Source organism: Bordetella genomosp. 4 (assembly GCF_002261185.1).
Taxonomy (GTDB): Bacteria; Pseudomonadota; Gammaproteobacteria; order Burkholderiales; family Burkholderiaceae_B; genus Bordetella_A.
Map to the genome: position 1 here is coordinate 319255 of NZ_NEVQ01000022.1, position 14978 is coordinate 334232.

At 59.1% G+C, this 14978-nt stretch carries 15 protein-coding genes; 7 read left to right on the forward strand and 8 right to left on the reverse strand.

Going from position 1 to position 14978, the window contains the following annotated elements:
• Positions 1 to 21: 21 nt before the first annotated feature.
• Genes CAL20_RS22715 through CAL20_RS22735 form a run of 5 tightly spaced genes read right to left on the reverse strand, consistent with a single transcriptional unit; the run spans position 22 to position 5081 of the window.
• Positions 22 to 732 (reverse strand): ABC transporter ATP-binding protein, encoded by a 711-nt coding sequence (locus CAL20_RS22715; RefSeq protein WP_094823356.1) that lies wholly within the window; start codon positions 730 to 732, stop codon positions 22 to 24.
• Positions 719 to 1438, reverse strand: a complete 720-nt coding sequence (locus tag CAL20_RS22720) for an ABC transporter ATP-binding protein (RefSeq protein WP_094839075.1) — start codon at positions 1436 to 1438, stop codon at positions 719 to 721. Before CAL20_RS22720 ends, CAL20_RS22715 begins: the two co-directional genes overlap by 14 nt.
• Positions 1425 to 2426: a branched-chain amino acid ABC transporter permease gene (locus tag CAL20_RS22725; protein ID WP_094839076.1), complete on the reverse strand. Its 1002-nt coding sequence runs from the start codon at positions 2424 to 2426 to the stop codon at positions 1425 to 1427. The genes CAL20_RS22720 and CAL20_RS22725 overlap by 14 nt, the downstream gene beginning before the upstream one ends.
• Positions 2423 to 3307, reverse strand: coding sequence for a branched-chain amino acid ABC transporter permease (locus CAL20_RS22730; RefSeq protein WP_094823359.1), 885 nt, complete (start codon positions 3305 to 3307; stop codon positions 2423 to 2425). The genes CAL20_RS22725 and CAL20_RS22730 overlap by 4 nt, the downstream gene beginning before the upstream one ends.
• A gap of 40 nt (positions 3308 to 3347) precedes the next feature.
• The gene (locus tag CAL20_RS22735) at positions 3348 to 5081 is read right to left on the reverse strand and encodes an acetolactate synthase catalytic subunit (protein WP_094839077.1); all 1734 of its coding nucleotides are present in this window, start codon (positions 5079 to 5081) and stop codon (positions 3348 to 3350) included.
• 147 nt (positions 5082 to 5228) lie between these two features.
• Here CAL20_RS22735 and CAL20_RS22740 point away from each other — a divergent pair, with 147 nt between their 5' ends.
• A complete protein-coding gene (locus CAL20_RS22740) occupies positions 5229 to 5948 on the forward strand; it encodes a GntR family transcriptional regulator (RefSeq protein ID WP_094823361.1) in 720 nt (239 codons plus the stop codon).
• A 9-nt stretch (positions 5949 to 5957) separates the two neighbouring features.
• Here CAL20_RS22740 and CAL20_RS22745 read toward each other — a convergent pair whose 3' ends face one another.
• Positions 5958 to 6302 carry a DUF1971 domain-containing protein gene (locus tag CAL20_RS22745; protein ID WP_094823362.1) on the reverse strand — a complete coding sequence of 115 codons (345 nt, stop codon included), beginning with the start codon at positions 6300 to 6302 and terminating at the stop codon, positions 5958 to 5960.
• A 37-nt stretch (positions 6303 to 6339) separates the two neighbouring features.
• On the reverse strand, positions 6340 to 7092 hold the full coding sequence (locus CAL20_RS22750) for a GntR family transcriptional regulator (protein WP_254924367.1): 753 nt from the start codon (positions 7090 to 7092) through the stop codon (positions 6340 to 6342).
• A gap of 106 nt (positions 7093 to 7198) precedes the next feature.
• Here CAL20_RS22750 and CAL20_RS22755 point away from each other — a divergent pair, with 106 nt between their 5' ends.
• From CAL20_RS22755 to CAL20_RS22765, 3 genes are read left to right on the forward strand one after another with little or no spacing between them, the layout of a single operon-like run.
• Positions 7199 to 8554: a class-II fumarase/aspartase family protein gene (locus CAL20_RS22755; protein WP_094823363.1), complete on the forward strand. Its 1356-nt coding sequence runs from the start codon at positions 7199 to 7201 to the stop codon at positions 8552 to 8554.
• A gap of 39 nt (positions 8555 to 8593) precedes the next feature.
• Positions 8594 to 9574, forward strand: a complete 981-nt coding sequence (locus tag CAL20_RS22760; RefSeq protein ID WP_094839078.1) for a Bug family tripartite tricarboxylate transporter substrate binding protein — start codon at positions 8594 to 8596, stop codon at positions 9572 to 9574.
• Positions 9575 to 9586: 12 nt separating this feature from the next.
• The gene (locus CAL20_RS22765; protein ID WP_094839079.1) at positions 9587 to 11092 is read left to right on the forward strand and encodes a fumarate hydratase; all 1506 of its coding nucleotides are present in this window, start codon (positions 9587 to 9589) and stop codon (positions 11090 to 11092) included.
• Between the two features lie 47 nt (positions 11093 to 11139).
• Here CAL20_RS22765 and CAL20_RS22770 read toward each other — a convergent pair whose 3' ends face one another.
• Positions 11140 to 12078, reverse strand: a complete 939-nt coding sequence (locus tag CAL20_RS22770; RefSeq protein ID WP_094839290.1) for a LysR family transcriptional regulator — start codon at positions 12076 to 12078, stop codon at positions 11140 to 11142.
• Between the two features lie 115 nt (positions 12079 to 12193).
• Between CAL20_RS22770 and CAL20_RS22775 the strand changes: the two genes are divergently transcribed.
• The 3 genes from CAL20_RS22775 to CAL20_RS22785 are packed head-to-tail and all read left to right on the forward strand — an operon-like array spanning position 12194 to position 14849.
• On the forward strand, positions 12194 to 13132 hold the full coding sequence (locus CAL20_RS22775) for a dihydrodipicolinate synthase family protein (RefSeq protein WP_094823366.1): 939 nt from the start codon (positions 12194 to 12196) through the stop codon (positions 13130 to 13132).
• Between the two features lie 39 nt (positions 13133 to 13171).
• Positions 13172 to 14137: a Bug family tripartite tricarboxylate transporter substrate binding protein gene (locus CAL20_RS22780; RefSeq protein WP_094839080.1), complete on the forward strand. Its 966-nt coding sequence runs from the start codon at positions 13172 to 13174 to the stop codon at positions 14135 to 14137.
• A gap of 7 nt (positions 14138 to 14144) precedes the next feature.
• Entirely contained in the window at positions 14145 to 14849 is a 705-nt protein-coding gene (locus CAL20_RS22785) for an SDR family NAD(P)-dependent oxidoreductase (RefSeq protein ID WP_094839291.1), read from the forward strand.
• Positions 14850 to 14978 lie beyond the last annotated feature (129 nt).

Below are 14978 nucleotides of genomic sequence, written 5' to 3' on the forward strand. Positions count from 1 at the left end.
GACCCTCGCCTCTGTGTTCGACTACATGCCCAGATAGGCCTTTCTTACTTCCGGATTTCCCATCAGTTCATCGCTGCTGCCCGATAGCACCACTCGGCCATGTTTGATGACGTAGCCGCGGTCTGCCGCTTTGATAGCCTGGCGTACGTTCTGCTCGACCAACAGCACGGTCGTGCCCAACTGCCTGATCTGCGCAATAGCTTCGTAAACCTTGGAAACGATGACAGGCGCCAGTCCAAGCGATACTTCGTCGACCATCAGCAACCTCGGCTTTGACATCAGGCCCCGGCCAATTGCACACATCTGTTGCTCGCCACCCGACAACGTGCCGGCAAGCTGAGACTCGCGTTGTTTGAGCACGGGAAATAACTGAAATATCGTTTCCAGTGTGGCGTCGCGCTGGTCTCTCGCTCGCGGGCTGTAAGCGCCGAGTTCCAGATTTGTTCGCACAGACAATCGCGGAAACAGACGCCGACCCTCAGGGACATACACCAGTCCCTGTTCAACCGCCTCGTGCGTCGCCAGGGGACTCAAGCTTTTCCCTCCGAACCAGAGGTCTCCGCGGTTTGCCGGCATGAGTCTGGCGATCGTGCGCATCAACGTTGTCTTTCCCGCGCCGTTCGAGCCGACGATTGCGACGACCTCGCCTTCGTCGACCTGCATATCGACACCGAACAGAACTTCCGTATCGCCGTAGGAGGCATGCACGTCTCGCACTTCAAGCAACGGCATAGCCATCTCCCAGGTATGAACGGATGACCTCCGGCTGGCTCAGCACCTCACGCGGCAAACCGTCTGCGATTTTTCGCCCCTGATCCATGACAATGACCCGATCGGCAATGTTCAGAACGGCATCGATATTGTGCTCGACCAACAGAATGGTCATGCCCCCTGCGCGCAACTCTCGGATCATCTCCAGCAATCCGTTCACCTCTGATAGATTCAGTCCCGCCATGACTTCATCCAACAACAGCACGCGAGGTTGGGTGGCCAGGGCTCGTGCGACTTCCAGACGTTTTTTTCCACTGATGGTCAATGCCGAGGAGGCCTGGTCTTCGCGCCCTGCCAGGCCGACCCGAGCCAGTACATCCATAGCTTCGATGCGGGCTAGACGGATTGATGAGCCGCGGCACAAGCCCGCAACCAGCACGGTGTCCAGCACAGTCATTGAGGTAAACAACTGCGGAATCTGGTAGGTTCTGGCAAGGCCGGCCAAACAGGTCGCGGCACTGCCTTGATGAGGTAGATTACGACCGTCGAATAGCACCTCGCCGCCATCCCTCGGCATCGCCCCGGCAATCAGATTGAATAGCGTGGTTTTTCCGGCGCCGTTCGGCCCGATGAGCGCCACGATCTCGGCCTTGGCAACCGACAGACTGACTTCGTTTACTGCAGTCAAGCCGCCAAATCGCTTCGATAGTTTTTTAACCTCGAGCATGCTGGCCTCCGTGCCGGCGGCGTTTGGCGCTCCGGTCTTTCCACGCCCCCACGATTCCCTGCGGCAACAGCATGACGATCACCACCAATAGCGCGCCGTATACCACCAGGTGAGCCCCCGCTCCCGCCGAGCCCAGCCAGTCTCTGAGGAATTCCTGCAACGGCATGGTGACAGCCGCTCCGAGCAATGGGCCCCAGAGCGTTCCTATCCCACCCAATATGGACATCAGCGCCAGATCGATGGAGATAGTCGTGTTGAATACCGTGCTAGGTTCGATATAAAGCACATACTGCGCCATCAGCGTTCCTCCCAGCGACGTAAAAGCCGCACTGATCAGAAACGCAATCAACTTGTATCGCCGCAGATCTATGCCCACGGCCTGCGCTGCGTCTTCGTTATCGCGCAAGGCTTGCAGATAGTAGCCAGCCCGGCTGCGAGACACGGCATAACAGACCCCAACAACGAGCAGCAGAAACATGCCTGCCATCAACGCATAACTGCGCGGCTCAGCAAAAATCATGCGGCCAAAGCCGGGCTTGTAGTCAATGCTGATACCGTACGGAATATCTGCAATGCGGCGATACCACAACAGCACAATACGTACGGTTTCCCCGACAGCAATCGTCGCCATCGCAAAGAACACACCACGCAGCCGGAATACGGGGTAAGAAATCAAGAAAGCCAGTGCCATCGAGATCGCCATACCTCCCAACGCCCCTAGCCAGGGGGAAACACCCGCCATCGTGTAAAGCAGCGTCGAACTGTACGCCCCGATCCCAAAGAACGCCGTATGCCCGAGAGAGAACTGCCCCGCATAGCCTCCGAGAAGATTCCAGGCCGAGGCCAAACCTCCGTACAGAAGGATCAGAAACAGCAGGTTCAGATAAAACCTGTCCGCCACGGCAAATGGCAAACCGATCGCAATCGCCACAAGCAAGACGGCGCCGAGCGCATCGCCATCACGGTAATCAATGCGGTGTAAATTCATTTGAGCCCCTCTTTCTCGGCACCGCCTACGCCAAACAATCCATTCGGCAAAAAGGCCAGCAACACAATCAACAGGACGAAATGCGTCGCCTCTTTCAAGTCGGGCTCCAGATATCCCACCAGCGTTTCAATCACTCCCAATATCAATCCACCCGCGACCGTTCCGGCTACGTTGCCTAAACCACCCAGTACGACGGCGACAAACGAGATCAGAACAAAACTCGATCCCACGGTCGGAAAGGCGTAGAAACTGGGAACCAGAACGCCTCCCGCCAAGACAGTCAGACCTATACCGAGCGCAAACGCAACCGTCAGGACTTTATTGACGTCGATGCCGACCAACCGGGCAGCAGACAGGTCCTGCGACACGGCCTCAATGGCGCGGCCGGTATAGGTGCGCTTCATGAAGAGCAGCGTGAGGACCATCGCCACGGCGGCAAAGAGGAACGAAACCAGCCGCGTGGTACTGACGTAGCCACCCAGGAAGGGTATGGACTCCCAATCGGCGGTAAAGACCTTCACCGTCAAGAAGTCCGCCGAAAACAACATCAGCGCGAGGTTCTGCAAGACGATGGACAAACCCAGTGTGGCAAACACCTGCGTCATCTCGGTCTTGTAGATGGTGTAGCGAATCAAGCAGCGATAGAAAACCCAACCTATCGCCGCCCCGAACACGAGGATGACAGGCGCGCCAGCGTAAGGGTTCAATCCGGTCAGCTTCCACAGCCAATATGCCGCGTACATGCCGATCATCAAAAATTCGCCATGAGCGAAGTTGACCACCTTGGCCACGCCAAAAATCAGATTCAACCCCATCGCGCCCAAGGCATAGACGCCGCCTAACAGTACGCCAGAGATCAATAGTTGCAGAACCGTTTCCATTCACCCTCCGCAGTGGGGCACGCTTATGCAGTGGATGAAATCAGTTCGATTCGTACCACGTCACCGGTGGAAAAGCATTGGGGTCGGTGATGACGTCGATGAGGGTCACCGTATCTGACGACATGGCTCGGTCCAAGGCGGCACCGAGATCCTCTGCTTTTTCCACACGGATACCCTGAGCGCCCACCGCTCGGGCGATGGCAGCATGATCGACGGGGCTGAACTCGCAGGCGCTGGTGTATTCGCCGAACTTGATGTTTTCCGCATGCTTCTGATAGCCCAGGATCTGGTTGTTAAGCACGACCAGCACCACGGGCAGTTTCATCCGTACGGCGGTTTCGAGTTCTGCCCACGCATGGGCGAAACCGCCATCACCGACGACGCAGAATATCGGTGCCTGCGGCCGAGCCACCCGTACGCCCAACGCCATGGGGAATCCCCATCCCAGGCCTGCCAACCCACGAGGCGTAATGAACCGGCTGCCGGCTTTGCGCGCGCGCATATAGTTGGCAATCCAGATAGACGAGTAACTGGCATCCGCGACCACGACCGATTCGGCGGTCAATCGCTTGTCGATTTCGCGCATGATGCGTTCCGGACGCATGGGCGCGGAGTCACTGCCGACGAGAGCGGCGACTTGTTCTTCGTGCTGTTCTCGGCCACGTTTGATCGCCGATTCGACCTCGGCGCGTGCCCGCCTTCTGGCCGAGGTGTCTATCGAAGCAAGCTGATCGCATAGCGCCTCCAAGGTGGTACGCGCGTCCCCGATCAGCCGCAGTGCCTCATAGTTCCGGCCAATTTCCTGGGCGTCTACATCGATGTGAATAAACCGCGCGCCCGACGGATAGAGTTTCCAGGAGTCGGTGCCATTCTGATTGGTGCGATTCCCCACCAACAGCACGACGTCAGCATCCGATATCAAGTGGCGCATGTATCGGGCGGAGCCATTCTCACCCATAAAGTACGAAGCCACACCGATCGACAGGGGATGTGTCTCATCCACACTGCCCTTGCCCATCACGGTGGTCGCCACAGGCAGGCTGTACTGTTCCTGCAGGAGAGCCAAGGCCTGCGCTGCGCCTGATAAATGTATACCGCCGCCCGCAATCACTACCGGGCGCTGCGCTGAAGCCAACAGTTCGGCCGCCTCCTTCAGCGCCGCACTATGGGGCAGTGATCGGTCTAGCGGGAACTGCCCCAAATTCGCCTTGCGTGCCGCACTTGCCTGTGCGGGCTCCAACAACAAGTCCGCTGGCAACAGCAAAACCGCCGGACCCGGACGGCCGCCGCAGGCTGCAGTGAATGCCATATCCAGATAGTCATCAATCCGGCTGGCCTCGGTCACTCGTCTGACCCATTTTGTGACCGGACGGAACATCGATTCATGATCCAGTTCCTGGAATGCATTCTTGTCCGTCTGGTCTCTGGAGACCTCCTGGACCAAGGCTATGACTGGCACAGAAACCTTGAGGGCTTCGGCCAGCGGAGCCACCAGCAGCGCAGCCGCCGGGCCGTTTTGAGCCGTCACGATGCCTACTTTGCCCGTGGCTCGCGCATAGGCATCGGCCATATAGCCGCCCGTATTTTCCTGGCGATAGGCGATCTGCTTGATCCCGAATTCCCGCCCTGCCAGATGCACCAGCGACGGCAGGCTTTGGCCAAACAAGCAGGTCACTCCGTGCCGCTTCAGCCCCTCTGCCAGTCGATGCGCCACGGTGCCTTGATACAAAAGCCCGCGCGAAACCAATGCGTTACCTGCCGCCGATGCCGCCATGAGAGATGTCTCCGAGTCAGTGTTGTGATGTTTTTTTAAGTATTTTATAAAATATAATTTCCGTCAACATCTCTTTCAAAGTCGTCGAGTAGCCTGAGTACCCGTGTGGATGTGGTATGAAGCAGTACTGACAAGACAACCCACCCTATGCGACTAGTCGATCCCACCTCCTCCTCGGACCAGCCAGACAGTCTGTCCGCGGCTCGAATCAGCCACTCGAACCTGTCATCCAAGGTTTATCAAGCATTACGATCGTCGTTAGCGATCGGAGAATTAATGCCGGGCCAAAAATTGACCGGCCGGATGCTCTCTGAAAAGCTGGGCGTCAGCCAGACCCCCGTGCGTGAAGCCATGTTGCAGTTGGTGGCAGAGCGGGCATTGACGATGAACATCAATCGTTCCGTCACCGTGCCGACGCTTTCACGCGAGAAGTTCGTGGAACTGCGCGACATGCGTGTCGCGCTAGAGGGCTTGGCGGCTCGCTGCGCAGCAGAACATGTTCAGGCGCAGCACATCACCGCGCTAAAAGCTCTGCATAAGAAAATGATTGCGGCCAAGCGAGAGGGTCAGTACTCGACCACCTTGCGATTAAACCGGGAAATTCACTTCGGCGTATACGAACTGAGTCAACGCCAAGAACTCGTGGCGATGATCGAATCGCTGTGGGTACGCACGGGGCCTTACCTCAACCTGATCTACAAGAACGTTGATCCAAACAAGATCGAGCCTCACGAGCACGAGGCCTTGTTTTCGGCACTGAAGGCTCGTGATGCGCAGGCGTGCGAGGCCAGCATCGTGCGCGACATCATCGAAGGCGGGCGACCCATCCTCGCCCACCTTGTCACGGCAGCCAACGTCGGCGGCTAGAGAGGCAGGTTACGCATCCGCCCGGCAAAACGTAATCTGAAAACTGCCTGGCGACTCGAAAGCCACATGGTGTTGAACCTGTGGCTCGATGACTACCTGCTGCCCAGCCGTTAATACCACCTCGGCATGGGGGACGCTATCCCGGACATAGCGTAGTGCGCCGCTTTGCACTTTCAGCAACCCCCAAGTGCCTGCTTTGACAGTGTGTGCTGTTTTCAATGCCTCCGGCAGATTGTCTGGGGTGAAAACCGGGCTGACGCTGTAGGGTTTTATGCCAGCGGGCAATGTGTCCGTCAGGTTCGGCAGGGACTGCCCAGACGGTGGAGAAGGCTCATCGCGCATTTTTTCAGACATGACTGAACTCCCGTGTGGTTCGGCACCTGCTTTCGTATCACTGCTCTCGAATCAGCGTCGTAGAAAACTCATACCGTCCTGCAGGATGGTAGGAACACGACGCTTCGACCAATTGACCGGCCTGATCCTTGTACTGCCTGCGAATCAACAGGCCAGGAGAATCTGCCGGCACCTCGAGTTCCTTTGCTACCAGCGCCGGAATCGCGACTGCCGAAATCGTTTGCTCGACTGAGGCAATGCGGCGGCCGTAATGCTCTTCGATCAACTCCGATACCAGTCGATCTGGATGTTCGCGGGCCAGCTTGCGTACGCCCTTGTAATGGGTGTCGACATAGAGATCTGTCCACGCTACGGGCGGAGCTCCAGCAACGCCGCGTGTCGACGAAAACTTCAACCATCGCGTCCCAGGCCCCACGCCCAGATAAGCGGCCAGTTCAACGTCCACCACGACCTCTTGAACTTGCTTGATCGTGCGTGGGCTGCGCACCGCCAACTGGACGAGATCCTCCAGCGAGCTCAACGACTGGCTGAAACCCGCCTTTGGTCTGGTCGCAATCACCACCGTCCCACTACCGCGGCGGCGCGCGATCAAGCCCAGATCCTGTAACTGACGCAGCGCGGCACGCACCGTATGGCGGCTGGCGTCGAACTGCTCGGTCAACGTGTGCTCGGCAGGCAGCACCGTGCCCACGGGATACACGCCATTTGCGATCAGCCGTGCGAGTTCTTCTGAGATGCGGGTGTACAGCGTAATTGACATGGCGTAGGGAAAATCAGCAACAGCCTCCATTCTATCTGTTGCCCCAAACGCCGCCCCTCTACGGGTAATTCCCGATATTGACGGGCAAAATCGTGCCTGCTTAAATGTACGTACAATTTTCTATGAGCGTACATTTATGCCGGTCTCCGTTCTCGAATCCTCCCTATTCAAAGACATGTTCGGCACCGGCGCGATGCGCGCGGTGTTCGACGACGACGCCACCGTACGGCGCTATGTGGAAACCGAAGTCGCGCTGGCTCGTGTGCAAGGCCGGCTAGGCGTCATCCCGGCGCAGGCCGCCGACGCGATTGCTGCGCGCTCGGACGCGGCAGCCATCGATATGGAAGCGCTGCGCATCGAAACCGAAATCGTCGGCTATCCCATTTTGCCGCTCGTACACCAGCTGTCGCGAATATGTGGCGCCGAAGGGGAATACCTGCATTGGGGCGCCACCACTCAAGACATCATGGACACGGCCACTGTGCTGCAGGTGCGTGATGCGCTGGAGATCATCGACGCCGACCTGGCCGCACTGGACGACATACTGGACAAGCTCGCGCTCCAGTATCGCGACACACCGATGGCCGGCCGCACGCATCTGCAACATGCCTTGCCCATCACCTTCGGCTACAAGGCCGCTGTGTGGCTGCTAATGGTGCGCCGCCATCGCGAACGCCTGGCGCAATTGCGCCCACGCGTGTTGATCGGCCAATTTGGCGGCGCCGCCGGCACACTGGCCTCGCTCGGGGACCAGGGCCTGGCCGTGCATGCAGCGCTCATGCAAGAACTGGGCCTCGGAGCAACGCCCATCACGTGGCATGTGGCCCGGGACGGCCTGGCGGAAACCGTGCAGTTTCTGGCGCTGGTCGCCGGATCGTTGGGCAAGATCGCTGTCGACATCATGTTGATGATGACCAACGAGTTCAGCGAAGCCTTTGAACCGTTTGTGAAAGGCCGCGGCGCATCCAGCACGATGCCGCAAAAACGCAATCCGATTTCTTGCGAGCTGATGTGGAGCGCCTCCAAAACAGTGCGTCAACATGCCGGCCTCGCCTTGGATGCCATGTTGCAGGATTTCGAACGCGCGACAGGTCCGTGGCATATCGAATGGTCCGCCGTACCCGAAGCGTTCGTCCTGACCGCTGGCGCGCTGCATCAGGCGAAATTCATGCTGGGAGGCCTGGAGGTCGACACCGCACGCATGTCGAGCAACCTGGATATTTCCGGGGGCCTCATCGTGGCCGAAGCCGTCATGATGGGCCTGGCCCCGCACATCGGCCGCCAGACCGCGCATGACGTGGTCTATGACGCCTGCCGCTATGCCGCGACTTCACGCCGCCGCTTGGCGGATGTCCTGAAGGAGGATGCCCGCGTCACCGAGCGACTGGACGGTACGGCCATTGAACGCCTGTGCGACCCCGCCAACTATCTGGGCGCAGCGCCCGCCATGGTGGATCGCATGCGCGCCTATTCACTCTCAGGGCGAGCCTAATCATTCGCCTCCACCACACATAACAGGACGGAGACACGCATGAAAAACTTGATAGCAGCACTCACCATAGCGGGCGCATTCGCCCTGCCCATGTCATCCCAAGCCCAAGACGACTATCCCAACCGGGCTATCACCTGGATCGTGCCCTTTGCCGCAGGCGGTCCCACGGACGCGATGGCGCGCAACGTCGCCAATCGTGTTTCGCAGGAGCTGGGGCAGACCATTCTAGTCGAGAACGTCGGCGGCGCAGGAGGCACGATAGGCGCAACCAAAGCCGCCAAATCAGCGCCGGACGGCTATACATTCCTGGTCGGCCACATCGGCTATATGGCGGCAGCCCCTTCCCTCTATTCCAGCTTGCCTTACGATCCGGTCAAGGATTTCAAGGCCGTGTTTCGATTCCCAGACACTCCCTTGGTGTTGTTGGTAGGCGCATCCTCGCCCTACCAATCCGTGTCCGACCTGGTCGCCTATGGCAAACAACATCCCGGGAAACTTAACTTCAGCAATGCAGGCGTAGGGTCCACGTCGCACTTGGTGGCAGCGATGTTCGCCAGCCAGGCCGGGATAGAGATCACTCCTATCGCCTACAAAGGCGCCGGCCCCGCATTGAACGATCTGATGGGTAATCAAGTCGATGCCATGTTCGACCAGACTAATACCGCCTTGCCGCAAACCAAGGGCGGCAAAGTGCGGGCCCTGGGCCTGACCTCGCCGGACCGCATGGCGCAGTTTCCCGATGTGCCTACGATAGGAGAAAAAGCCATTCCCAAATTCGAGGTCGCGACGTGGTTTGGCCTATATGCACCGAAGGGCACGCCGGATCAAGTCGTACAGACCTTGTATCAAGCATGGCAAAAGGCCGTGCAAGACAAAGACTTCACCAGCAAAATGAGTGACCAAGGCATCAAATTGCTGCCACCCGAACAGTATGCCCCCGCGGCATTCCAGCAGTTCACCGCAAACGAAGGCAAACGCTGGGCAGCGGTCATCAAACAAGCCGGTATCACCCTGCAATAAGGGAAAAACACCATGCGCCGCGTGTCAGCAGCCGATATCGAAACCAGCATTGCTGACGCCCTGCAAGCGATCAGCTACACCCACCCCGCGGATTTCGTGCAAGCCCTGAAGACGGCACATGCAACGGAAAGCAAAGCCCCCGCGCGCCACGCATTGCTGCAGTTGCTGATCAACAGCAAGCTCAGTGCGCAGGCTCGCCGGCCCGTCTGTCAGGACACGGGCGTTGCGCATGTCTACGTGACCATGGGCATGGATGTCCGCATCTGCCATGATGAGCCGGACCCCACGCCCAGTCTGCAAAGCATTGCCAATCGCGCCGTCGCTCGCGCCTATGGCTGTCCGGCAAACCCTTTGCGAGCGTCGATGATCCAGGACCCGCTCGGAACACGCCGCAACACGCGAGACAATACTCCCGCCATTGTCCAAGTGGACCTTGTCGAAGGCGATGCATTGACGCTCACCGTCGTCGCAAAAGGGGGTGGCGGTGACGTCAAGACGCGCTACGCCATGCTCAATCCCAGCGATTCCGTCGCGGACTGGGTCGTGTCCCAGCTACCCGGCATGGGTGCGGGATGGTGCCCGCCCGGCGTACTGGGCTTGGGTATTGGCGGCACACCCGAACAAGCCGTATCGATGGCGAAGCGCGCGCTGTTCACCCCCATCGACATGCAAGACCTGCTCCAACGCGGCGCACGTGATGCAGAAGAGCGGCTCAGGATGGAGGTCTTTCAGCGCGTCAACGCGCTGGGCATTGGCGCGCAGGGCCTGGGCGGCGACACGACCGTCCTGGACGTCAAGGTCGCTACCTCGGCCTCGCATGCAGCGCTCTTGCCCGTCGCCCTCGTACCAAACTGCGCGGCGACGCGCTTTGTTTCGTTTGATATGCCTGCAGAAGGTCCCGCGCGCGTGCCGCAAACGGATCCTCATGTCTGGGACGGCATCCCCGATGCACTACCCGTACAAGAAGGCAAACGCGTTGATCTCAATACCCTGACGCCGAGCGATGTCGCGCAATGGACAGCTGGCGAGACACTCTTGTTGTCGGGCAAACTCCTGACCGGACGCGATGCGGCACACAAGCGCATGGTGGATTTGCTCGCTCAGGGACTGCCCTTGCCGGTGCCATTATGCAACCGTGCGCTCTATTATGTCGGCCCCGTGGATCCCATCGAAGGCGAAGCCGTCGGTCCGGCCGGCCCCACTACTGCCACCCGTATGGACAAATTCATGCCGCGGCTATTGGCCGAGACCGGCTTGCTCGTGACCATAGGCAAGGCGGAGCGCGGCCCTATTGCGATAGATGCCATCAAGGCAAACGGGGCCGCCTACCTGAGTGCGGTGGGCGGCGCCGCCTATCTCGTGGCGCGCGCGATCCAGGCGGCGCGTGTCGTCGCCTTCGAAGACCTTGGCATGGAGGCGATCTATGAATTCGAGGTGCGCGACATGCCCGTTACGGTGGCAATCGACGCCAGGGGCGAACGCGTTCACACCGTTTTCCCGCTGAAGGCCGTTAGCTGAGACGTTGAAATCTGCTGTGCGGTGCAGTCAAAGGAGACAGTGCCCACTCAATTTTCAGCGCTCGCCAACTGCCATACTTTCTCCGCAGATGGCGCCATTTCAAAGGGCTGCCGATACAGGCGAATATCCACGGGAACATATGCCGAGGATGGCGCAGCAGCCACCAATTCGCCTTGGTCCATTTCCCGGCGAATGAGGCTTTCGGGCAGCCACGCCACCCCACGGCCGGCTTGAACCATGGACTTGAGCAACAAGGCATGATGCGCCGTGAACACGACAGACGCTCCAGGATGCGCAATCGCTTCTGAGCTGCCCCCGAACCATTGGCGCATCTCCGCACGCAATATTCGTCCCAACCCAGCACCTTCGCTATAGGCCAGCAAAGGGGGAACACGCGTGGCGTCCAGGCTATATCGGGCCTGCCCTTGCTCATCGGGTGCAGATACCGGCATCAAGACGTCTTGTGCCAGGATCAATTTCGGATAATTTGCCTCATCCAATCGATTGACCATCCGGGCATGGCCATGGCAGAGCATAAATTGCACACGACGCTGCAGCATGGCGTCCTCGCAAGTTTGCGCACTGTCAGACATGGTCTGGATCGACCCGAGGTGCAGTTGTCCCTCCAGGCGGCTCAACCAGGACGGGAAAAACGTCAATGACAACACGTGCGTCGCAGCAAATCGCAGGCTGGCGGCGGCCACATCATGCGCAATCTGCGCCTTGATGCGCGCGGCTTGCAAACTGGCAAGAATGTCCTCCAGCAACGGATGAAAACGCTTGCCCGCCGCTGTCAGTGCGGCAGGATGCGCACTGCGATCGAACAGATCTACCCCCACCCATTCCTCCAGCGCCCGAATATGCCGGCTGAACGCGGGTTGTGCAATGCGGCGAGCCTCGGCTGCCCGCGAGAAATTGCCGCATTCCGCCAGGGCCAGAAAATCTTCTAGCCATTCGAGATCGAGAGGTCGGTTTCCGGGGCCCATCTTTGCCGTGAATAGTTCTATGCGATTCGAGTATTGGACGGACGGCAGGCGGATGAGAAACCATAGCGGCATCCGAGTTCGAACAGAAACTCGCTATCTACACCCGGAGACGACTATGCCTTCCATTAATAATTATCGGGGAATCATACCTGCTATTTCCTGCCCTTTTACACCCGATCATCGCATCGACGAACCTGCCCTGCGCAAGCTGGCCTCCTGGCTCGCTGGTCATGAGGGAGTCGTTGCCGTCATGACTAACGGCCACACCGGCGAAGTCTTCGCGCTGACGCCGCACGAGCGAGCCGAAGTCACCCGTATCGTCGCCGACGAACTGAAAGGCAAAATCCCCGTCATTTCGTCGATCGTGTGCGAAGGGCTCGCCGATGCCGCAGACCACGCCCGTGCCGCCAAAGAAGCAGGCGCGGCCGCGCTGGACGTCATGCCGCCGCACCATTGGCTGCGCTTTGGATTCACCTCCGGCCATGCGCTGCAATATTTCGAGGCGATTCACAATGCTGCACCGGACCTCGACCTGGTCTGCCATGTCTATCCCGCCTGGACACGCGCCTCGTACTCGTCTCAGTTATTGGCGGATCTGGCTCGTCTGCCCTATGTACAGGCGTTCAAGGTCGGCCAACGCGACATGAACAAGTATGCCCGCGACATTCAGGCCATCCGCGAGGCCAACGCCAGCAAGGCCATTCTGACCTGCCACGATGAATATCTGCTCGCGTCGATGGTCCAGGGCGTGGATGGTGCACTGGTCGGTTTTGCCACCTTTATCCCGCAACTGATCATTGACCTGTGGAATGCCGTCAAGGCAGGCGACCTCAAAAAGGCGGTGGAAATCCAGGCCGTCATCACCCCCCTGAAAGACGCCGTCTATGGCGGCGGCGAGCCTACAGGCGAAGCCCATGCGCGCATGAAGGGCGGCATGTATCTCGCCGGCGTCATCGACGATGCCACGGTGCGCCCGCCTACCGAGGCGCCTTCCAAAGGCGAACTCGACGCATTGCGTGCCGCGGTCGAACAGGCGGGGCTACTCGCACGCTGACACCATAACGGCCAACATATAACAAGGAGGAAGACAATCATGCACATCAAGACCTTGCTCAGCGCGTGCGTCACAGCAGTGACTCTGGCGGTGTCTGCTCAAGCCAGCGCAGCAGACTATCCCACCCGCCCGATACGTATGATCATTCCCTTTCCGCCCGGCGGCACGCTGGATATTGTTGGCCGCATGCTCGCGGAAAAACTGGGCACGCAGATGGGTCGATCCATCATTGTGGAGAATCGCCCCGGCGGCAATGGCATCATCGGCGGCGACGCCGTTGCCCGCGCGACACCCGACGGCTATACCCTGTTGTTCAGCGCGTCGACTTTTACCACGACGCAAATGACAATGAAGTCCGTTCCCTATCGGGTCGAAAAGAATTTCACTCCCATTGCGTTGGTCGCAAAGGCCCCGCTCTCCGTGGCCATCAATAAAGACCTTCCCATTACCGACATCAAGTCGCTCATCAGCTATGCGCAGGCCAACCCCGGAAAAATGACCTTTGCGGTGGGATCCATAGGATCAGCCGGCCACCTGGCCACCGAATCACTCAAGCGTGCCGGTCATCTGGAGTATTTGACGGTGCCCTACAAAGGAACCGCCCCAGCATTCAATGACCTGATCGGCGGACAGATCAATGGCTTTATTGACCCTATTCTCGGATCACTGCAGTACCACAGGACGGGCATGCTACGGGTCATCGCCGTCACGTCCTCGGAACGCGCAAGCAGTTTGCCGGATGTACCGACCGTCGCAGAAACGATTCCCGGTTATGCGTTCTACAGTTGGTATGGACTGTGGGGGCCGGCCAATCTACCCGACGAGGTCACCGAGCGTTTGAATAAGGAAGTCAACATCGCGCTAGCCTCCGATATGCGAGCCAAGCTCACCGAACAAGGCCTGATGTTCCAGCCCGGTTCGGTAGCAGATTTCGCGAACTTTCAACGCGAGGAGATGGCGCAAGCACAAAAAATTGTGACCGAGGCCAATATCCGTGCGCAATGATCGATATGTGAATGATGAGGCCCCGCAAAAACACGCCGTCGTAACCGGTGCCAGCGCAGGAATCGGACGAGCGATCGCCGAGTTTCTGTTGCAGGCTGGATGGCGTGTGACGGGGGTGGACCGCACAGCACCGACGCTGGAGTCCGAACACTTCCGCTCCGTCACGGCCGACCTAGGCATCGGCGCTGAAGTCGAAAGCATAGCCTCCCAACTGCTTGATGCCGATGCCTTGGTACATGCAGCAGGCATGCTGCGGGTGGGACGCATCGGTGCGTTGGATCGCCATGCAGCCGAGCTGATGTGGCGTCTTCACGTCGACGCTGCCAGCATATTGTGTAATGCCATCCTGCCAGCCATGGTGGACCGCCGTGACGGCAGGGTCGTATTCATCGGCAGTCGCGTCGCGCAAGGCATGCCGGGCCGTGGCCAGTACGCTGCAACCAAGGCCGCATTGATTGCGCTATCGCGCAGCTGGGCGGCAGAGGTCGCCGCACAAGGCGTCACGGTCAACGTGGTTTCGCCCGCTGCTACCGCGACAGGCATGGTGAACGACCCGGCGCGATCTGCCAGCTCAGCGCAGCTGCCGCCTATTGGCAGGTTGATCGAGCCTGGTGAAATTGCACAATTGGTTGGATACCTGCTGTCGCCGGCAGCGGCCGCGATCACCGGGCAGGACATAAGCATCTGTGGAGGCGCATCGCTGCAACGCTGAATGACGCGGACTGTGCACTGCCTCCACGTGCTCATCTCAAAATGGAGTTTCCGCACGCTATAACGATCGACAGGTATAGACTGCGCCTACAATTCAGCCTTTACATCTAAGGACGAACACAATGTCCTC